This is a genomic window from Nocardia sp. NPDC003979, from assembly GCF_053605015.1.
This window is the reverse complement of the sequence record NZ_JBSGIJ010000018.1, coordinates 16,146-36,542: the sequence shown is the minus strand read 5'-3', so window position 1 is coordinate 36,542 and position 20,397 is coordinate 16,146. Positions and strand designations below refer to the sequence as shown.

Sequence of the window (20,397 nt, the reverse complement as noted above, 5' to 3'; positions counted from 1 at the left end):
TTTTGTACAGCGGACTACACACATGAAAGCAGAGTGCTATACATTGACGTCATGTGCAAGAGAACGTCGACCTCGGAGGCAGATGGACTCACAACTCATGCACCGGCCAACAGCCGACAGCCGCTACCATCCGGCCTCCAATGCCCGCGCCTCCGCTCAGGAACCACGACAGACTGTTCTTTGGGGTAGCGGCGCCGCAGGGCCACACAGCTGCACAATCCAGGCTCACGCGGTCACAACCCCTCGACACTCGCGAGCCTCGAAGGGTATGCGGACACCACTCGCGACAACCACTTGAGCAGCATCGATTACGTGTTGTCGGCGGTCACGTCTAGTGTCCCACTCGCTAGGAAAGCGGACACCCACGCGCCGCGCCTACCTGATTCCTCCCCGTAGTAGAACGACACTGAGTTCGACCAACTCAGTAGAAGGAGAAGAGAGTGTCCCTGGCTCTTGAGGCTGACGATACGAAGCCCCTACGTTCGAGGAACTTGTCGGCAGTCAGTGTCTCCAGCTTGGGTGACTGGGAATCCGATCTTGCACCTGCCACGGCGAAGGTAGTCATCGGCGATGCGCGCGAGACCGGACTGGCTGATAGCTCAGTAGATGTTGTGGTCACTTCTCCTCCGTATTGGCAGAAGCGCGACTATGGCCACGAGGACCAGATAGGTCAGGAGCCTACCCCGCAGGCCTACGTGGAGTCGATGATGCAGTGCCTGGATGAGTGGAAGCGCGTTCTCCGCCCGACCGGCTCGGTGTTCCTCAATGTCGGTGATACTTACCACAACCGGTCCCTCATGGGGATACCCGGTCTGCTCGAGTTCGATGCCGTACAGCAGGGGTGGTTGATCCGAAATCGGATCATCTGGACCAAGGACGGTGGCATGCCCGAACCCGCCAAGAACCGGCTTGCGAACCGCCATGAGTACATCATCCATCTCGCTATGAAGCCGAACTACTATTACGATCTTGTCGGCTACAGCGAACATATGGGCAATGGCGCCAACCCCGGTGACGTGTGGAGCATCAGCCCGGAGCGGAATATGGGCGCCCACCTGGCTCCCTACCCGCAAGAACTGGTGCGTCGAGCCGTTATGCTGGGCTGCCCGCCGCAGGTCTGCGCAACCTGTAACAAGCCTCGGACCAGAGTCATCGAACGAACCGATCAACTCGACCCTGATCGCCCTCAAGCTGCCCGCGCAATGGAGTTGGCCAAGGAACACAAGCTCACTCCTGACCATATTCGCGCCATCCAAGCGACCGGGGTTTCCGATGTCGGGAAGGCCACCAAGTTCCAGAACGGCACCGGCCGAAACACCCAAGAGGTCCAGCGACTGGCGGCCGAGGCCAAGGCTGCGCTCGGCGGCTACTTCCGCGAGTTCACCTTCGCCAAGAAAGTCACTACCGGCTGGACCGACTGCGGACACGGCACCCACGCGCGTGGGGTCGTGCTGGACCCGTTCATGGGGACAGGCACCACCCTGAAAACCGCAAACAGCATGGGCCTCGATGCCATCGGCGTCGATCTCGTGCCGCTTATGGACCAGGCAGAGGTCCCTTCTACAAAGAAGAAGGGGAAGACACCGACAAAGGCTGGTAAGACTGCGAAGCGATCAGATCGCTGATCCGTTCCGCCATCTCCTTCATCTCCAGCTCAATATCGTCGGCGCCGAGATCGACTCGATACTGGGCAACGATCGTTGACCCGATTCGCCCAGCGACGAAAAGTCCCTTTTTCGAGCCGGCACGACATGGGTGGATGGTCATTGCAACCGGGCTACGGTAGCGGTGACCGTAGAGGACAATCTGCTCGACCTCAGAGCGGTCCGCGTAGCCGGTGACGTTGGAGTACTTCACATCCGCAACAACAGGATGGGTGCCGTCGGACAACCTGAACACAATGTCCGGGTTTGCTGTATGCGCCCTGCCTGCTTTCGGAGGCTCCTCATGCTGGGGTAGCGCTGCCTTTTCATCGTCCTGCAGCACCTCGTAGAGCGGCACCTTGCCCGGATCCTTGTTTCCGTCAAGAACATTCAGCCCCTGATGGGCGCTCAAGGCTTCCTGAAGGCTCACCCGTACGAACTTTTCGAAGAGATCTTCTGTCTTGACCAGGAGGGTCGGCAGGCTGAGGTCGCCCTTGCTGGCGTCGAGACTGATACCGCGCCCGGTGAGGATCGCGACGGCAAGTTCGAGCGCTGGGCGATAGTACGATCGCGCTTCCGGCAGCGGCAAGGTGCCGCGCACCGACGGATCCTCGAGGCTCAGCGGTCGATGTTCGAGGGTGACATCCTGTAGGACCCTTAACTGTTCGGACAGACGCGCGATCCGTTCTCGCACGCCTGTACGCTGAGGGGCGTTGGCGTATTGACCGTGCAAGGACGCAACTGCACTTTTCAAGCACCTGTTGGGTGCGTTGTCTGCGGTCCGCTCGAACCAGGAGTACTCAGCCCTGTGGTTCACTCCACGAGCTGCGAACCGGAGCATTGAGGCGGTCGCATTGATTCGTCCATGCGGATAGGAGCCGGTCTCGGTTCGCTGGTAGTAAGTCCGAAGCAGGCCATTGAGGTTGATGGTGTCCATCGCTGCGAGTAGCCCGTCAGCCATCACGTCGAGGAGCCAATCGTTCCAACGGTCGGTCGCTTGATAGTCGCGAAGCGCTGACAGGGCCGTCGGCACGTAGCCGCAAACCGCCACCATATGTGTGAGATTGCGGACCGGGAACCGAGGGCGGACTTGGATGGCGATCCGGTCAGCCAGCGGAATCAGGCCCGATACTCCCTTAGCTGACAGGCGAAGGCCGTCACCCACGAAGGCTGCATCTACGTACTTGTTCAGAACCCCTGGCAGGAGCGACAGTTGGCCATCGGGCCCGAGAATTTCTTCGGGTCCGATGTCGATCGGGCCGTATTCCTTACAAGTGATGACCTTCCAACCAGGTTCGACCAGGTGGTTGAGGGGTTCGACCGTCACGTCGGCTCGGCCGCTTGGTCACCGGTGCCCGGTGTCGCAGCGCCGCTGTCTGATGCGGTGAAGATATCGAACCATCCGTTCACCATCTCCGCACGTGCAGACTGGTCGTATTTGAACGCTCGGTCGACGTGGTACTTCAACTGATAGTCCCAGATCTCCTGTAGTTCGTCTGGGTCCGACACGTCCGCGAAGTAGGCATGCCCGACCGCGGCAGCCGGTATCTGAGCAGCTCGCGTGTTGATTTTGCTGAACCAGCCCAACAGTCGGCGATGTACTGCTTCATCCACGAAACCGTTGCGGTCGAGCATCTCGTCAAGAAGTTCGCGGCGGGGTGGCATGTCCACCTTCGCGAACCGGCGCTCGAAGGCGGCATCGACGTCGTCAACGCCCCGATCGAGCGGGTTCATAGTCGCGATCAGGTACAGATTCGTCGGAATGGAGCAGGAAGTACCCGACGGAAGCTCGAATGTCTGGCCCCGTTTGGACCGCTCGATGTAGGTGAGCGCTTCGCCGAAGACGCGACCAACGTCGGCGCGCGACAGTTCGTCGATCACGATGACGTAGTCGATTTTGGGATGGTCGTTCGCTTCCTCGACCAGGCGGAGGAAGACGCCGGACCGACGCACGAATCCACTGGCATCGTCCTTGGGACGGTAGCCCTCCATGAAGTCCTCGAACTGGTAGGAGGCATGGAACTGGATATCGGCGCGGCGATCAGCATGCCCGTCTGCGATCTTGTCCGCGATCTGCCCGGCAAGTAGCGACTTGCTCGTGCCGGGAGGCCCGGACAAAATCACCCCGCCGAACCGCTTGAGGAGTTTCAGGATCGTCACCAAGCGCGGATCATCTGGCTCGAGAAGCGGCGTATCCGGCGCGCTCGACCCGTGCGCAACCTGCCCTTGGTGCGCGTACCCAATGTCCAGGTCATCGGCCGTCAATTTCCGGACGTTCTTCACGGCAGTAACGTCAGGCATCAGGGCCGTCTTTCTCTGCGAGGGTCTGCTCATGGTCATCGGCTGGAGAGAACGGCTCAAACCACTCGATCGGAGGCGCGGCTGCATCGACGTCGAACAGAGCATCAAAGTCTGTGCCTTGATCGAAGGCGAAAACCTCTTTGAATGCCGCGATCAACTCGTCGGATCCGCCGTCACCTACAAAAGCGAACCCATAGTTGCGCAGGTAGTAGGCGGCCAGCGCCCAAGCTGGCACCTTGGTGAACTTCAGAAGGCGCATGAGCGCTTGCTGCACATGGTCTGCAGGCAGCTCGTAGTGGTCACCGCTCGCGTTGAGCATGAATCGGGACGTCACGCGCATCGACTTAGGCGCATAGCTTCCAGCTAGGTTGCGGTTGTACCAGTAGCCGGACTCATCCTTGCGGTTGACCGAGCTGAACGGTCGGTAGTGCGGCTTGGTCGGCGGCCCTCCGGGCATCTTGAGGAGCTCACTCACGTCCTTCCAGTCTGGATTGAGATCCGTGAGCGACCCGGAGGTGATAGCCAACTGGCGTAGCAGTAGATAAGCCGGAAAATGCTCGTGGATGCGCTGCGCCTTCAACGCAACGAGCCCAGCCTTGACTGCTTCCTTCGTGAGCACCCTGAGGTGGCCCCCGTCAGCTTTCGGCTCGCCCGCGTGCTCCTGTTGTTCACTGACGTCCCCCTGCGCGATCCCGCCCGACTCACTCACGTGTGCCAACGTACCTAAAAGTGCCTCCATCGCGGCACTCGTGTGGAGAAATCAGGACGTTGACCTCCTTCGCGGCGAGAGAAACCGTAGCCCGCCTTCCAGCACAACCCCCGCACCGTGATGCCGCGCAACCGCTCTGGCGGCATCTGGCGCGCCGCCGCGGGCGCAGACGGCGCGCCGAAGCCGATGTGATGCACACACCAGTTAAGACCTCGTCCGTGGACTGCGCGCTATTCGGCGATTGTGAGCCGCCGGGCGTGCTTGATCTCCTGGAACGTTTCGTAGTCCTTCGCCCGGCCCAAGGACTTCAGCAGTGCCTTCAGCTTGTCGGAGCTCAGCGACGGCACGACACACTGGGCGAACAGTTCCGGCTCATTCGCTTCGACCAGAGCAGCGCTGATTCGGCGGCTCTTGACCACTCGATCCCAGGTTGCGATCCCCTCGATTCCGGCACTGGTGCCGATAGCAAGCTTGATTTCGGTCTCTACCCTCTCCCGAGCCTCGACCGCCTCTTCGTACTCCTGCTGGATCCGCTGTTCCTCGTCGCGCAACTTCAGTTCGGCCTCGATCTTCTGCCGAGCTTCGACCGCTCTTCCGTATTCCTGCTTGATCCGCACTTCCTCGTCGCGCAGCTTGATCCACTGGGTCCGCAACTGTTTGGCGGCGTCGTCGCAAGCTCTCAGATCCGTGTCCGGTTCGACGGTTTCGAGCTGTTCGATTCGGCGCTGCTTGGGCAGTTCCTCGGTGACCCAGATCCGGCAGTGTGCGAACAGGTCGGCGGCCTCATCCTCGGTCAGGCTGTAGATCTCCGATCCACCGTCCGCACTGCGGCGATCGGCCCAGGTGTCCTTGATGTACTTCTCGAGCGCGCTGTACTCGTCGGTCTCGATCGCGTCGAACAACGACAACGGGTGGGCGCAGTTGGTTTGCAGTGTCGACCGCCGCTTAGCTGGCGTAGCGGTGGTTTGGCCGATCTTGAACAAGTCCTCGGTGCCGTGACGGAACCCGTAGATGTAGCCCATCGTCAACTCCCCTGTGCTGGTGCGCCTTTCGGGCCAACCCCTGCGCCCGATCCGATGTTGGGATGGTCCCACGACCCACCGACAACATTCGTGGTGTCGCCGCTGCGCCGGGCGATCGTCAATGCAATTCGGGACGCTCCGTGAGATCGAGGGCGAACAGGGCGTTGGGGTGAATTCGAGTTCTTCCAGCACATTTCGGCGGCGCTCGGTGTCGCTGTGGTCGCTACGCCACCCACGCCAGCAGCTCGGGGGCAAACACACCGAACATCAACGTGGGCTGATCAGGATGGACCGGGACCCCGTTGAGCTGGGTTTGGCGATGGGTATAGCGCGCCGTCCTGGCGGACAACATCTTCTTCACCGCCCCGTTCGCCACTGCCACCGAACCCCTGCGGAACGGGGCATACGACGGCAGGTCATCGACCCGCACAGGCGCGCTGGCCGAGCAGGCCCACCACACTTACGAAAGGAGAACCGACCGTGCGTTCTGTTGATATAGCTGCTCGACATCAGGCCACTAGCGGTGTTCAATACAGTTTGCCAGGAGTTGCTTCGCAGGCGGCACCGCGACCATCCGTCGGCGATGCCGCAGCTGGGGGAGGTACATCCCGAATGACCATCGACATCAGCTGCCCCGGTTGCGGTCAGCTCGACTGCGTCCAGAGCGTGCCCGCGCTGAGTGCCAACGGGACCTCGACTTCCGTCGGGGCGGGCTCCTATTCGGGTTTCGGGGTCTCCTCAACGGGCTTCGTGCCTGTCATCGGAACCATGATCGTCGATCGCAGACACACGACCGCCCTCGCGGCGAGTTTTGCCCTCTCACCTCCCCTGCGCCCGACGGGCCGTTTGACTCGCACGGGGTGGTTGCTGATGATCCCGGCGTTTCTGGCGTTGGCGCCAGCGATCGGGTCCGTGGTCATGGACAATCCCAGTCCCATATGGGCCAAGGTCGTTGCCGCGCTCTGCTTCGTAGGCGCGCTCGCCACCCCCGGGTTGCTGACATTGTCAGCGGCAAAAGGTCGGCGTCGCATCAACACACTGATCAAACGTGGACGCCCCAGCGCTCGCGCGGTGTGGCAGGCCGGATTCTATTGCCATCGCTGTGGCACCGCGTTCTGGCCGTACTCGCCCACCCCTGCCATTCCTGGACGTCAACCGTTTCTGCCTCATCAGTTTCGGTGGCAAGTCTGGAATGCTGGCGGATACGCCACGTTCTGACTCTTCCTTCGTCAGCACTCTGCGGGTTGGGTGTGCCGAATGCAGCCTGGGACTCGGACGATTCCGCGCGACAACCGTTACAGCCTCTTCGTAGCATCACATACCAGACCGTCGAACTGACGACCTTTCAGATCGCCGCCGGAATGCGACGCGGCCGACGTTGGCTCAGCGGGCCGGTGCGTCGGTCAGCAGGCCGGCGGCGCGACAGCCCAGGCACTCCCATGCCTGGGCGTGGCAGCGCGCGGCGGCGTCGGCGACGTGGCGCCCGGTGCCCCAAGACAACTCGCCCCCGCAGTGTGGACAGGCCGTGGGTAGATCCTCAGGCGCGTTCACCGCGATGGCTGTGTTGGGGACCGGATGATCGGCCTCGGCCAATGATTGCGCGAAAGTCTGGTCTACCTGCGCATACCAGGCGTCGACGTGAGCCGGGCGTAGCTCGAACGGCTCATCCGAGACCGTGATGACCTCACCGCTTGCAGCAGCCAGGGTCGCGAACCTGGCTGCCATTCGATCGCGGTGAGCAGCGCAGGTGCCCAGAACTGCGGTATGCCGACTGGTCTGCGCAGCGCGGTCGCCGTCGCCGGGAAGCTTCAGCAGAGCAACAAATCCCAGCAGCCGGGTGGTGGTTTTCCCGCACTCCTCGCAGGTGTAGACCGGTGTAATCGACTTGGGAGCCATCACCCCAGTCTGCCCTGCCCGCAGCGACATACGGTCGAGTTCGTCAGGAAGATCCCTCGGAATGCTGTGAGTCGTGGTCGGGCTGCCGCCGCTGTCGTGATCGACGGCGACAGCGCTCACCGAGTCCGGCTACTCGTCGTCATCGTCGCTGTCGTAGTCGTTGCCCTCGTTGCGGTCAGCGGCGTCCTGCGCTCGGTCATCAAAGCCTGACAGGGCTGTGGGACTTTTATACAGCCGGAGTGTGTGTCAGCTTGATCTGACCAGTTTGGCCACTGATCGCGAATTGTGTTGACCACATGCCTTGTGGTGCCGCTATGCTCGCGGGTGAGCTGGCCGCGCACGCTCACCGTTCAGTTGCTCCGCCCACGCTGGTGGCGACGTCGTAGAACCAAGGTCCTCCCAGGGGCCCGCGATTATTCTTCCCCTTCCACGTTGGCACCAATCGTCACGGCAGGGCGGCGTGGGCACCCTTGCCGGAAACGGACGACGATGCCCAAGAACGGTAGCTCTCGAAGCAAGCGCCGAGCCCGGCGCTTGGCGATCGAGCAGAATCTGCGCTACACCGAAGCGCTGCGGCGCAGCGAAACTGGTGAGCGCGAACGCGAGCAGTATGACGGCGGTGAGACAGCGGGCGAGATCGGGCTGACCGCGCTGGATGCGCTGCACGTCACCGCAGAGCGGGTGAAAGCGACCGACGCTGCGGATACGGCTACGGCCCTAATGACCATTTTCGAAGCACTGTCGCTCACCGCCGCCGCGAACAATCTGATCGACCAAGCCCTGCTGGAACTCGGCCAGGTGTACTGGCCCGGGGAGAATTTCCTCGCCGATGCGCGGCAGCAGTACCTGGATCGGGCTGTGGAAGGGCTCGGGTCCGCGCTCGGCTCCCCGATACAGCCGCCCACGCACGACTGGGTGAAGGTGCTGGCACCCCCGGATATGGAGCCGACGGAGTACTGGCCGTACCAGCCGGACGGCTACGACGGGGTGGTCTGCGCCCCTGATTCGACAGAGAAGGCCCGTCAACTGCTGTTGTTCCGCACGCAGGCCGTCGCGCTGGCGAACAAGACGGTATGGGTGCAGGTCGGAGTTCTGCTCGGTCGAGTCCTGGGCCGAGTCCGAGACCCGCAGGATCGCAAGGCATCCCGGATCGCGGCCCTGGTAGTGGAGGAGATTCTGAACCGGGACTCCGGCCGTCCGCGCCGCGATGTCGACCAGCGGATCCTCGCGATCACGATTGGCCGCCGCAGTACCGATGAGCTGGTTGCCGACGACGTGCTGATGCAACTGTTGCGCGCGTCAGCAGCCGCAACGGCTCACCCGAACGGCTGGTCGATGATGTCGGCAGTGTCGGCCGAGCTCGAACATGCCGATCGTGACTGGACGCCGGCGCGCTGGGGCTATGGGTCCGATCTGAAACTGATTGCCGCGACCAAACAGTTCTCGATCCGCCGCCTCCTGCGCAAGGGACAGGAGGTGATCGAGATCCGGGCCCGCCGGCGCACCGAACAGACCGGGACTCGACAGTAGCCGGTCCCTGCCGGACCGGCGGGTACCCGCCGACCACCCTGGCATCAAACGCCAACTCGAACTGGCCGATGCCATTCTCGATCGCCGCCCACCCGGCGACGAGCACGCGACCGAGCACGATCCCCTCAAGCGCGCCCCCGCCGCCGCGATCGAAGAACTGCTCGACACCATCACCAAGCTGACCTGCGTCATCGAATCCCAACGCATCCGCATCGCCGATCTCGAACAACAGCTCGGCATCCAACCAGTCGCATTCGAACCCGACACCGATCAGCCCAGACGAGCCCGCCGACACTTGCGGCGACGCCGAAACCCCTTGTGAGAGAACCTGATCTCGCCGGAGGGCGATGCAGGGGCTAGAACGGCTCGCCTTCGAATGCTCGCTCGGCAACAGAGCTGCCGCCGAGCAGCACCACGAATCGAGCCAGATCGGCACGCAGTTCCTCGACTGAGTACGCCTGCGAACCAACGAACCCGGCCAGCGACTCCGCCGCGACCGGACCAGCACTGGCCAGCCAGTCATCAAGGAATGTCACCGTTTCTGCAAGCTCGATCGCATCGTCGACCGCGAGACGGAACTCAGGCACGACCACCACCCCCTACGCAACGATCAATACCAGGGCGCTTGGCATCCCGCGCTCTGACACATCCCGACTGACACACCTACGGGAGCGGCTTCAAAATCGATGTGTCTGGGTCGCTGCAGCAGCCGCTGCAATGCGGTCGGCGCCGTCTTGGCTCATCGGTGTCGATCCCTTACTCATCGCGCGTACCTCCAGAATGGTGGCGGCTTCGGGCATCACCCAGTGGTGCGGGCTCGGGCCGCCGGATGGGCATGGCTGGGTTGTCATCGGCCGCACGGGCAAAACCTCGCGCTCCGATTCCCGGCGCCGACAAAGCCGAACCCGGGCCTCGAGCAGTCACAGCTCGTTGAGCCGAAGCCCCACCAACGGTGGCGCTATCCCAAAGGGAGGAAATACGGACTGACGTTCGGCCGCGACTACACCATCGCCAGTTCCCAGCCGCATTGCGCAACAGCGAGATTCTTCCACATCACCGGAGACCACCGGGCAAACATGCCGCTCACCAACCGATCACGAACGACTGCGCCGAGGTGGATGTCACTGACATTCCGACATCGAAAATTCGCGGTGCAGACAGCGTTGAACACCCGTTGACCATCGCGCAGTCGAGCGCACCATTCGACACAGCGAGGTACGGGCGGCGACAAGATCGTTTTCGGTCTCGCTCAACACGCTGTTCCACAGCCGCCGCCTCCCGCTCGCCTGGTCACGCTCGCCGGTCAACTGATGCGCGAGTGCCGACAGGTCCGCTCGACTAGCGAGGTATCGGCCAGCTGATCAGCTTGATGACCCAGGCCGCGTCGCAATGCGGCGTTGAGCTGGTCACGTTCCTCACGTAGCCCACGGTTCTGCGCCCGGAAGTGCTCGCTGACCGGTGAGCATCAATTCCAATGCCCCTCCACCGACCCAGGAGACCTGCATGACCACAAACCAGCCCGCGACAAACGACATGGCAATCGATTGCGAGGAGCTCGCCCCGAACTCAACCGTTGCAGTGCCCGCGAACACCATCACGGCTGACTCCGCCCGGAGACGAGCGTCGAACAGGCTGTTCGAGAGCACTTGCAGCACCCGCCCACCGAATGGACCGTCAAGCGCATCACCGCTCGCCAGTGGTACGTCGTGGACCACCGCGGCGCGAGGATCGCCGTTCGAACCACGAAGAAGGCGGCGCACTCAGCGATCGACGACAGCACAGAACGTCGCATCTGGGACGAGAACTGTGCGTGGTATCGCGGCGAAAGCACTGATTCGCGCACCCGACAGCTGACCACCGATGAAAAGGCCATCGTCGCCGAGGTTCTCGTCGAGATAGCCAGCTCCGATGGCGCAGACGGTGGCTAAATTCCCAAAGCCTCCCGCGCCACGTCAGTCCTCTACATCGTCGGCTGTGGCCTCAAGCGACCCCACACCCCGAATCGTCGTTTCCGATCCAGTCACGCTGGCAGACACTTGAGGCTTCTCTGATGACTGCGGAGGCGCTTGGGATCGCCCGCGACTGATGAGCTGACGGACCTGCTTCACACCGATCTCGAGCAGGTCGGCGATATCGTCGTCGGTCTGCCCTTGCTCGCGGATGGTGATCGCAGCTACCGCCTGGTCACCGCGCAATCGCGCGATGTCCTCGACTGCACGATCTTCGATTTCGCTGATCTTGCGGCGTAGTGCGTCGATCGCAACGTCGCGCTCGCTTTCCCGCAGCGTGATCGCTTGCCAAGAATCCAGGTAATGCCGTACGGCGCCAGCGATTACACGTTCTCGCTCTCGCGCGCGTTCACGACGCTTGCGAACCCGTTCGCGGCTGCGTTCCAGGCGATCGATCAGTTCGGGTGAGCGCGCTGCACGGGGAGAGCGAGGCGGACGGCTCGATGACATTTTAGTGACCTCCACAAAGGTATCGCGGCCAGGCTGCTGATCCCCCACACCGACGGTACGCCGCGTCCGATCCGCGACCACCTCCCCGATCCATCTGTTTCACATCCGAGACAGAAGCCCACCTCATGCGCTCAGCACGAGATCCACACCTTCACACCGCATTCAGCCGACGAGCCACTCCGGAACCGGACCCGCAGCCCTTCCGGATTCGAGGTTGAGATCGGCACCGCCGGCACCTCTCACACTCGTTGCGCCCCACACCGAGTCCAACCGGCACCATGAAAGGAACTCCGCGTGACACCAGCGAAAAACCAGCCAACCCGAACTCCGACGAGACTGACGATTCCAACCGGTCTAACGGAGACAGGGCCCACGTCGGGTAAACACTCCCGGCGAGTTGATCGCCGCCATACCCGCGATGCTCGGCTTCCTACCCACCCGATCACTGGTCGTCACCCTGTTGACAATCGTCACCGAACACTCCAACGACCCGATGGTTCAGTCGATCGGACCCGTGATCCGCTACGACGTCGACGCCGCTACCGACGAGCAGTTCAGCTCACACCTGACAGACACGGTGGCAACGATCTCCCTGCGCGAGAACGCCGTCGCGATCATGGCCGTGGTCATCGACGACCGCCCGGCGGCGTTGCAGCACGCTGATCAAGTACTCCAACCACTGCGCATGCTGTCGATCCCTTTGAGCAATGAAACCATCGCGCCCGAAGCCCTATTCCGAGATCTGCTGGTGGGAGACGGCCACGGCCTAGTCGAAGACCCAACTGCCGCACGGATCGCAGTTGCCGACAATCTCGACGGCTCCCAAATCCGCTGCTCCCGTGACACACTCGTCGACCTGCTCGCCCCGGATACCGACCTTGCCACCGAAGTTGCGGCAGCAATCGGCGCGGCTGTCGCCCGCTACCGAGCCGAGCGTGACGCAGCGATTCGTGATGGCCGTAGCGGCGATCACCGACGTGATGCCGCTCAATGGGCGCTAGATCAGATCGACTCCGTCACGGCGAACCCACCGACGGCCGATGACTTGGCCACATTGGCTGCGGTTGGGCGTGACAGGCCCATTCGCGACATCATGTTCGGCCTCACAACAACCCCGTACAGCGATTCCGCGCACATGCTGTGGCGGCACCTGGCGCGCGCCACCACGGGCACAGACCGCGGAAGGGCCGCTGTCCTGTTCGCCCATAGCTCCTATCACGGCGGCCACACTGTCCTGGCCGGGATCGCCATCGACGAGGCACTGCGTGCCGATCCCACCCATCCGATGGCCGCTTTGCTGGAAATCGCACTGTACGAAGGCATCCCGCCGCACGAACTCACCCAACTCGCCGAGGGTGGACACGAAGTCGCACGAACGCTCGGCGTCGATATCAGCACCCGTTAGTTCGCCCAACCACGCGGGGCTTGGACCATTCACCCCGCCCCGGTCGCCGGGCCGCACCTGGATGTGTCGGACGCCGAGATCATCGCCGGCGGCTCACTGAATCTACTGCGATCCAACTGATCCTGTGCGCGACCGCAGCCAGCAGTCCGCGCCCACGCGTGCCTTTCCCCTGACTACTCCACTTGCACGCGCCACCCACGGTCCATGCGCGTAATCGCTTACCCCCGACCAACCGAGAGGACGGCCGCAATGATCACTACCTCAGAGCCGAATACGAGCCCAGGGATGCACGTTCTCAGCGACGGGCACACGCCCCTGCTGACGATCGCTTACCGACGCACGGATCCGGGTGTTCTGACGATCGAGATGACCGTCGCGGACCAGGCGCGAATGGCGCCGATGCGGATCAGGTTCAACGGCGTCACGCTCGTCGAACGTCATGTTCCTGCGACTGTTCGTTGCCGGTGCCCCGCCACCTCAGAGTCGGTTCCCGGCGGCGTCCACGTCCGCCACACCGACCGCTGCTTGCACGGTGAACCGCGCCGCTATCTCTGGCAGTACGGGGGTGCGCTCTACACCGGCAGCCTCGCCGATTACGCCGCCCATTTCGAAACACTCGATCCCGAAGCCCAACATCAACTCACCATCACCGGGGACGAGCTACGCACCTGGACTGACACCTACCGGTTGCACATCAGCGCCACCATGGCCGAGGACTACTCGTTCCATTTCCGGCTTGCCCTGACCGATGAATGGGTGGACACCGTCATCGATTCGCCCCGCCGGTAAGCAGCGGCACGTCACGTTCAGTAACCCACCACCGCTCGCCCCTGCCCATCCGTGCTCAGCACAACCGCCCGCCGACCGCCGAAGGGAGCGAAACGATGTTCGATGACACAGACGGATTGTTCTCCCTACCAGCGCTTTTCGACAACTCGGTCCTGGTCTGCTGGTCTTACGGTCTCGGGGTCGAAAGCACGGCAGGTTTGGTGCGTACCCTGTTCGATCCGGGCTTCCGGCCACCGCAGCTGCGTGAAGATTTGTCGAACCTGATCGTGATGATCGCTCAGACCGGCGATGAATGGACCCAGACTTGCAACCTGGTTGCCGAGCACGTACTGCCACTGCTCGCAGAACGGCGCGTGCGTCTGGTGGAAGTTGCCCGCGCGGGTCCCACGGTCGCTGACGGGATCAAAGTTCTGCAGGACACCCGAAACCCGACCCGGTTGCATCCCGACGCGGACGAACACGGCTTCTACGCGCTGTCCGCCGAGCACCGCGGCAATGGGGTGATGCCCACTCTGGCAGGGCGTTCGTGCTCAGCAAAGGCAAAGGGCCAACCCCTCGATGCTTGGCGGGCAACACATTTGAGTCATCGTCCCTATGTGCACGCGGTCGGATTCAACTACAACGAGGTTCGCCGGATCGAGCGCGACACCTCAGTCACGTTGGGCGGACGCCGGATCCCGATCTACCCGTTGCACGCGGCAGGGTGGAGCCGCGAGCGAGCTCAGGGATACCTGTACGGGTTGTTCGGGGTCTGGTGGCCCAAATCATGCTGCCGCCAATGCTGTTTCGTCTCGGTGCCGAGCTGGCCTGACCAGCTCGCCCGCTACCGGGCGGCTCCGCAAGAGTCCTACAAGCATCTCGTCGACGAGTACACCAGCCTGGCCCTCAACCACCGCACCGGGTTGTTCGGACCCAACAAATCCCTGCGAGACCGGTTACGCACCGACGGCGCGGTCGAGGTCCATACCGTGGCCGACGCGGCGCTCGAGCGCTGCCGGTGGGCGGTCTACCGGGTGCGACGCTGCTACACCGCACCGGGCAAGGCATGGCGTTGTATTCAGATCGTCCACCGCGCAGACCGTGCCGAGGCGACCGCACTGCTGACCGGCCTCGCCACACATCTACGGATACCGCTGCGTACCGATGGTGAGCACACCCGGTTGTGGCTGGCGCCGCCCTCGACCCAGTTTCCGCGGTTGGAGGAATTCTTCGTCGCCGCACCGGATTCCGTGATCGAGAAACGGCGATTGAACTTCGAGACCCGGTGGCACGGTCACGCCGACACCGCACTGCTGACTCTCGAACACCGAGCCGAACTGTTTTGCGATTCCAGGACAGCGCGCGCCGCCTGACAACCCCGCCTCGCCACCACTACCCAGCGTGGTGATCGACGCGGTTTGCGCGGCCCCGTCACGACCGCATTTCCGCTTCAGCGACCACCGACTCGACGCACGCCACCCGCGAGCATGAGTTCGTGACAATCGCTGGCACAAGTCTGCTGATGGCCGAAATCTTCTTTCCCGCAACCTATCTGGAGGTACATCGTGATCAAGATATCCGAACTGCTGGCGTGGGCTGCCACGTTGGACCCGACAGGCCACGTCGGGATCGACGAGGACGGACTCACCCTGGTCGAACTCCCGCCGCACACAGCCAGCGCGACCGGCGCGTACCTCGAAATCGGAGGCTACGACGACGACCCCACCGCCGACCAGAACACCGTCACCGCGACGGAGTCTCTCGTGTTGGCGCGGCGGGGAGCGCCGCTGATCGCGCTGTCGGACCTCAGCATGCTCGTCTGGCCCCTGACCGCCGCTGAACTGCGGCTCATCCGCACCGCGATCAAGGGCTCCACCGTCTACGAAGCCCTCGACGAGGTGATCTTCGCGGCGTTCGGGGCCCGCCGCGAAGCGCTTACCCGGGCGCTGCGCCCGTTCCCGGACCCCGACGCTTTCCGGGGTTGCCTGGACGCCAAGGCACTGACGATCACGCCTGCTGAGGCGGCCGGGCTACTCGCCAGAATCCGCGCGGTGAGCGGACTGATGTTGGTGCTGATCCGCGATGGCGATGCCCGAATGCTGTGCGTCGAGGACCCGGAAACGGGTCGGCTGTTCGACCTCGGGGACGACCTCGACTCCTGGCTGCGCGGCACCAGCAACGATCCCAGCGACACCGCAGAGTGGATCGGACCCACAGTCGAGGACTTCACCCGCGTCGACCTCACCCCGAACGCAACCGGTGACTACCAGCTGCTCCAAACCCCCGAACCCCCGCACTGACACAACCCCACCGAGGCGAAGTCACCGCGGAACCACCCTATCCGAATCAATGCGCAAATGCGCATCTGAGCATAATCGAGGAGGTTTTCGGTCATGACTACGGTCACGATTTCCCACACTGCCGAGCAAGGCACCCTGCTGGAGGGCACCGTCCGCGGGGACGGCACCTACGAGGTCATGACGGCTGTACGCAGCGCGGTCGGGCATTGGCGGTGGGCCAGGAGTTTGGGGTGTTGGATCGTGGTGTCCTCGCGCGATCGCCAACCCAAGCAGTACTACATCGACTACGCCGCCGAGAAGCTGCGCGAGGCCGGCTACACCGTCGAGTTGGCTATCGACCGCTCCGCGCGGGCCACCGAGGACGCCGAAGCCGACCGCGCTTCCCGTCAGAGCGACAGAGTCGACGCGTTGCAGGACAAAGCATCTCGTAAGGACGCAAAGGCGGTCGCCGCTGACGCCGCGCACCGGCGGGCCCACGAGTCGCTACCGCCCGGCGGTGAGCCCATCAAGATCGGTCACCACTCCGAACACCGCCATCGCCGCGCGATCGACCGCGCCTGGAATGCCTGGGGACGCTCGGTACACGCCGATCGCGACGCCGAGCACGCACACAACCGAGCCGACGCCGCCACGCACACGACCGAGCACCGCTATGGCCCGCGCACGGTCAGCAATCGCATCGACACCCTCGAGGCCGAACAACGCGGCGACCAGCGCACCCTCGACGGACACACCCGCCGCTTCCTCGACAATGACGGCCACGTCCTCTACACCGACACCACCTCCCCCGCTACCGGCGAGCACCGGTCGCGGGTGCTCGACCGCACGACCGAGCGCGAGAAACAGATCGCCTACTGGAAGCGGATCCGTCAGTCCCAGATCGACGAAGGACTGACGCCGGGATGGGGCCGCGAGGATTTCACGGTCGGGGACTTCGTCCGAATCAGTGGCACGCCGTGGCACCAGATCACCCGCGTGAACCCCAAATCGGTTTCGGTGGTGAATATCTCGTCGGCCAGGCTGGTTCTGCACACTATCGCAGCCAAGGTGTCGAGTCGCCGTGACATCACCACCGATCACCCCGTCCGCTACATCGACATCACCGCTGTGATGAGCCAGGCCCAAGCCCAGGAACGCTTCGCCGACATCTTCACCGACCTCTACGCCGCCTTGCGACCGCCGCGACCGAAACGCCGCAGCGGCACAACACGATTGGATCACCACCGCGGCCTCACCGCCGAACGGTGGGAATGGAACATCGACGGGATCGAATACGCCGCGGCCTGGGCGCACCCGCCCCACTGGTACACCACACCACCGCAGCCGATCAGCGACCCAGGGGTCGTACGCATGCGAGCCCAACGCCGCGAATCCGGCCGCGTGCACGGCGAGCCTGTCGAGTTGCCGGTCACCGAGTTCGCTCTTGCGGGGCCGGTGCGCTGGCCCGAAGAAATCCACAACCAGGTCCGCGTTCTCGTCGAGGCCCGCGCGTATCTCCCGCTCTGCGCCTGACCCACCCCCGCCGCAACGCGCTGCGATGCCTGGGTGGTTGCGGCATTTTCCCTGATTCGAAGGAGCCATTTGGCCATGTCCACACCGCACCCCGCCCCCTTGCCCATCACGGCCTCAGAATTAGCTGAACGGGTCGCTGCAGCCCGTGCCCACGCTGAGGGCTACGTCTGGGGAGTTCTCCATATCGACCACCCCGACACCGCCGACGCGCGAACAGCGACGGCGTTCGCCGATGCGTACGCCACCGGTGTCGGCACCCTACTCGCTGAGGGCACCGACCCGCCCGCGATCGGCCGTGCCTGGGTCAGCTGGCGTGCGGACGGCGACATCACCGCCGAGCTCACCACCGCCGCCCACGATCAGACACCGACGTTCGAACAATACGACCCGGCCCTGCATGACCGGACCGCGTTGTGGCTGTGTGTCGAGGCTGTCGGCTACGCGCGGGGCTGGTGCGACGCCGCCGGGGTCGGCTCCGGTGACGCCGTCGATTTCGGACACGCCTATGCCGTGCTCGTCGCCGCAGGCGGAAACCGCCTCAATATCGCCGACACCTGGACCAACTGGCGCCACGGGCGTCCCCTACAGACATATCCCCGCCCCTCGACCGCCACACCAGCCCATAGCCCCGGCTCGCCCCCAGAACAGGAGACGCCGTGATCAACAACTACGCCTGGACCTCGACCGTGACCGGCGCTACCGCCGGATTGACCCTCATCGCCGCCAGTCCTGCTGCGCAGGCGAACCTGATCTCCGATCTCCACGGGACCGCGCCGATCGCGGCCGAACCCCGCGACAGGGTCCGGGCGGCCTTGGCCAACAGTTCCGGTCGGTTCCCGTCCGAGGCGTTCGGTCTCTTCCGAATCGGTGGCTCACGCAGTGAGTCACTGCACGACCTGGCGATCGCGGTCGCCGTCCACGAGCTGGCAACTGCCCCGGACTGGACCAGACTGCTCGATCACATCGTTTTCTTCGCCGCACTCGGCCTCGACGGCACCCTGCGCCCCGGCCCATCCGAGGTGATCACCACTGCGGTCCGCGCTGCGGCGAATACCGGCTTCCGTTACGCGGTCGTCGCTGCCAGCGACGACGGCCGATACCTCGACACCGTCGACGGCATCACCATCATCACCGCGGCAACCCTCGGCAAGGTCCTGGACTGGCTGGCGTTGCTCAACACATCCGAACCCAGACCTATCCCGACACCGAGGCGAACGGCCGAACAACCGACGCCGCAGACCCGATCCACAACCCTTGCCCAGCATGTCGAGGCACTGCGCACGGACCGGCTGCTCTAGTTCACCAGCCCGAGAAGCGGGCCGGTTTCGTACTCACATCCATCGTTCGCCGGGGCGCAGCAGTGCGGGACCGGCGTCTTTGTTGTATCCGGAGGTTGTTCAGCTATGGGCAGACTTTCCCGCTCCGAGGCCGCCGCGCATCGCGAGGCCCTCGGGTTGGCCGGTGTTCGCCGTGATCTCACCGAGGACGAGAAACTGTTCGTCCTCGCCCACTACCAGGAATCGGCCAACCCCACCCACCACACCGACGGTGCGTTCTTCACCCCGACCGGCTTGGCGGTGTGTATGTCGCTCGATGTCGTCGGTACCCAGGTGATCGATCTGTGCGCGGGGATCGGTGCACTCGCCTACGCGTGCCGCAATCCGCACGAGCAGTCCAGCGGGTGGCCGGCGCGGGAGTTGGTGTGCGTCGAGTCCAACCCCGAGTTCGTGGCCGTCGGGATGAAGATCGTCCCCGAGGCCACCTGGGTGTGCGAGGACATGTTCGCCGTGATGCGGCAACGGTGGCGGCCATTCGACACCGCGATCGCCAACCCACCGTTCGGTGTCCACCCCCGCACCAGCAACGCGCCCGGCTATCGCGGACCCCGGTTCGAGTACCACGCGATCGCGGTGGCCGCCCATCTCGCGCGGCACGGGGTGTTCCTGATCCCGCAGAACTCTGCCCCGTTCCACTACAGCGGCGGCGACGGCATGCACGAAGGCCGAGGCGACGCCCAATACCGCCGCTTCTCCTCGGGCACGGGCATCACTCTCGAGCCCGGATGCAGTGTCGACACGGCCTTTTACGACTCTGACTGGCATCAGCCGCCGATCCGTACCGAGATCGTCACCACCGACTTCGCCGACACCGCGATCGCGCGTCGCCACCGCGCCCGCACCGCGAACCCCCTCGCTGCACCGTTGGCTCTGTCCGCCCGCGCGAACTGAACACCACCATCACCGATCGCTTCCGTAAGCAGCTCTGGATCCGTCATGCCCGCAGCAGATTTCAGCCTCAGTACCAATGCCTATTCCGCTGACTTCGGCGCCGCCTACATTCTTTTCGCCACCGACGACGCGCCACTCTCCGGGCAGGTCTTCCTCGACATGGGCGAACACAGTCCGATCGTGGACGGGGAACCCCAGATCCGATCTATGGTCGTCGCCCGATTCTTCGCACTGGCCGTGGAAAATGACCCTCTCGGCAACCCGCGCGTGCTCGCACGTTTCCACCCGGGCGATCCCGGACACGGGGCCGACGCGGCGATATATCTGGGCGAACCGGGACGTATGCACCTCGACCTCGGATATCCCCTCGACACCGTCGACACATACCTGCGTGATCTCGTCTCCGACACCGTCATCGCGCTCGCCCACGAATTCCTCACCGACGAGCGCGCCGCCCGCTACCGGCACTCCTGCGCCCACCGACGCCGCGACGAAGTTACCACTGCCCTCGACGCCGTCGACGCGCTCCGACAGCGCACCTACCAGCGCCTGACCGAGGCCCGTGCCGACGTCAACGCTTCCTGGGCTCTGGTCCAAACCTTGCGGGCACAGAACTGACATCGC

Annotated in this window: 21 protein-coding genes; 13 read left to right on the top strand and 8 right to left on the bottom strand. The window is 63.8% G+C overall.

The window, feature by feature from the left end:
• Positions 1–515 precede the first annotated feature (515 nt).
• Positions 516–1,625: a DNA methyltransferase gene (locus tag ACWEVR_RS27775; RefSeq protein WP_452469327.1), complete on the top strand. Its 1,110-nt coding sequence runs from the start codon at positions 516–518 to the stop codon at positions 1,623–1,625.
• On the opposite strand, the gene ACWEVR_RS27770 is transcribed toward ACWEVR_RS27775, so the two are convergent.
• The 4 genes from ACWEVR_RS27770 to ACWEVR_RS27755 all read right to left on the bottom strand — a co-directional run bounded on the left by ACWEVR_RS27770 (position 1,561) and on the right by ACWEVR_RS27755 (position 5,675).
• Positions 1,561–2,970, bottom strand: a complete 1,410-nt coding sequence (locus ACWEVR_RS27770; protein WP_452469326.1) for an McrC family protein — start codon at positions 2,968–2,970, stop codon at positions 1,561–1,563. The two genes, ACWEVR_RS27775 and ACWEVR_RS27770, sit on opposite strands and share 65 nt — an antisense overlap.
• Entirely contained in the window at positions 2,967–3,926 is a 960-nt protein-coding gene (locus ACWEVR_RS27765) for an McrB family protein (RefSeq protein ID WP_452469325.1), read from the bottom strand. The genes ACWEVR_RS27770 and ACWEVR_RS27765 overlap by 4 nt, the downstream gene beginning before the upstream one ends.
• Positions 3,927–3,936: 10 nt before the next feature.
• Positions 3,937–4,653, bottom strand: coding sequence for a hypothetical protein (locus ACWEVR_RS27760; RefSeq protein WP_452469324.1), 717 nt, complete (start codon positions 4,651–4,653; stop codon positions 3,937–3,939).
• Between the two features lie 230 nt (positions 4,654–4,883).
• Positions 4,884–5,675, bottom strand: a complete 792-nt coding sequence (locus ACWEVR_RS27755) for a GIY-YIG nuclease family protein (RefSeq protein ID WP_452469371.1) — start codon at positions 5,673–5,675, stop codon at positions 4,884–4,886.
• 612 nt (positions 5,676–6,287) lie between these two features.
• On the opposite strand from ACWEVR_RS27755, the gene ACWEVR_RS27750 reads away from it, so the two are divergent.
• Positions 6,288–6,893 carry a hypothetical protein gene (locus tag ACWEVR_RS27750; RefSeq protein ID WP_452469323.1) on the top strand — a complete coding sequence of 202 codons (606 nt, stop codon included), beginning with the start codon at positions 6,288–6,290 and terminating at the stop codon, positions 6,891–6,893.
• Between the two features lie 165 nt (positions 6,894–7,058).
• Here ACWEVR_RS27750 and ACWEVR_RS27745 read toward each other — a convergent pair whose 3' ends face one another.
• Positions 7,059–7,691, bottom strand: coding sequence for a hypothetical protein (locus ACWEVR_RS27745; RefSeq protein ID WP_452469322.1), 633 nt, complete (start codon positions 7,689–7,691; stop codon positions 7,059–7,061).
• Positions 7,692–8,105: 414 nt separating this feature from the next.
• On the opposite strand from ACWEVR_RS27745, the gene ACWEVR_RS27740 reads away from it, so the two are divergent.
• Positions 8,106–9,101: a hypothetical protein gene (locus ACWEVR_RS27740; RefSeq protein ID WP_452469321.1), complete on the top strand. Its 996-nt coding sequence runs from the start codon at positions 8,106–8,108 to the stop codon at positions 9,099–9,101.
• Positions 9,102–9,457: 356 nt separating this feature from the next.
• Here the strand turns inward: ACWEVR_RS27740 and ACWEVR_RS27735 are convergent, their stop codons facing one another.
• Positions 9,458–9,688: a hypothetical protein gene (locus ACWEVR_RS27735; RefSeq protein ID WP_452469320.1), complete on the bottom strand. Its 231-nt coding sequence runs from the start codon at positions 9,686–9,688 to the stop codon at positions 9,458–9,460.
• Between the two features lie 828 nt (positions 9,689–10,516).
• Entirely contained in the window at positions 10,517–10,756 is a 240-nt protein-coding gene (locus ACWEVR_RS27730) for a hypothetical protein (RefSeq protein WP_452469319.1), read from the bottom strand.
• Between ACWEVR_RS27730 and ACWEVR_RS27725 the strand changes: the two genes are divergently transcribed.
• On the top strand, positions 10,748–11,029 hold the full coding sequence (locus tag ACWEVR_RS27725) for a hypothetical protein (protein WP_452469318.1): 282 nt from the start codon (positions 10,748–10,750) through the stop codon (positions 11,027–11,029). The genes ACWEVR_RS27730 and ACWEVR_RS27725 overlap by 9 nt on opposite strands.
• Before the next feature lie 24 nt (positions 11,030–11,053).
• Here the strand turns inward: ACWEVR_RS27725 and ACWEVR_RS27720 are convergent, their stop codons facing one another.
• The gene (locus tag ACWEVR_RS27720; protein ID WP_452469317.1) at positions 11,054–11,641 is read right to left on the bottom strand and encodes a hypothetical protein; all 588 of its coding nucleotides are present in this window, start codon (positions 11,639–11,641) and stop codon (positions 11,054–11,056) included.
• A 316-nt stretch (positions 11,642–11,957) separates the two neighbouring features.
• Here ACWEVR_RS27720 and ACWEVR_RS27715 point away from each other — a divergent pair, with 316 nt between their 5' ends.
• The 9 genes from ACWEVR_RS27715 to ACWEVR_RS27675 all read left to right on the top strand — a co-directional run bounded on the left by ACWEVR_RS27715 (position 11,958) and on the right by ACWEVR_RS27675 (position 20,391).
• Positions 11,958–12,965 carry a DUF4192 domain-containing protein gene (locus tag ACWEVR_RS27715; RefSeq protein ID WP_452469316.1) on the top strand — a complete coding sequence of 336 codons (1,008 nt, stop codon included), beginning with the start codon at positions 11,958–11,960 and terminating at the stop codon, positions 12,963–12,965.
• A 285-nt stretch (positions 12,966–13,250) separates the two neighbouring features.
• Positions 13,251–13,754, top strand: coding sequence for a hypothetical protein (locus ACWEVR_RS27710; RefSeq protein ID WP_452469315.1), 504 nt, complete (start codon positions 13,251–13,253; stop codon positions 13,752–13,754).
• Between the two features lie 95 nt (positions 13,755–13,849).
• Entirely contained in the window at positions 13,850–15,106 is a 1,257-nt protein-coding gene (locus ACWEVR_RS27705) for a hypothetical protein (protein ID WP_452469314.1), read from the top strand.
• A gap of 192 nt (positions 15,107–15,298) precedes the next feature.
• Positions 15,299–16,033, top strand: a complete 735-nt coding sequence (locus tag ACWEVR_RS27700) for a hypothetical protein (protein WP_452469313.1) — start codon at positions 15,299–15,301, stop codon at positions 16,031–16,033.
• Between the two features lie 93 nt (positions 16,034–16,126).
• Entirely contained in the window at positions 16,127–17,545 is a 1,419-nt protein-coding gene (locus ACWEVR_RS27695; protein WP_452469312.1) for a DUF3560 domain-containing protein, read from the top strand.
• A 75-nt stretch (positions 17,546–17,620) separates the two neighbouring features.
• On the top strand, positions 17,621–18,205 hold the full coding sequence (locus tag ACWEVR_RS27690) for a hypothetical protein (protein ID WP_452469311.1): 585 nt from the start codon (positions 17,621–17,623) through the stop codon (positions 18,203–18,205).
• On the top strand, positions 18,202–18,843 hold the full coding sequence (locus tag ACWEVR_RS27685) for a magnesium chelatase domain-containing protein (RefSeq protein WP_452469310.1): 642 nt from the start codon (positions 18,202–18,204) through the stop codon (positions 18,841–18,843). The genes ACWEVR_RS27690 and ACWEVR_RS27685 overlap by 4 nt, the downstream gene beginning before the upstream one ends.
• Before the next feature lie 105 nt (positions 18,844–18,948).
• Positions 18,949–19,773 carry a methyltransferase gene (locus ACWEVR_RS27680; RefSeq protein WP_452469309.1) on the top strand — a complete coding sequence of 275 codons (825 nt, stop codon included), beginning with the start codon at positions 18,949–18,951 and terminating at the stop codon, positions 19,771–19,773.
• Positions 19,774–19,818: 45 nt separating this feature from the next.
• Positions 19,819–20,391 (top strand): hypothetical protein, encoded by a 573-nt coding sequence (locus ACWEVR_RS27675; protein WP_452469308.1) that lies wholly within the window; start codon positions 19,819–19,821, stop codon positions 20,389–20,391.
• Positions 20,392–20,397 lie beyond the last annotated feature (6 nt).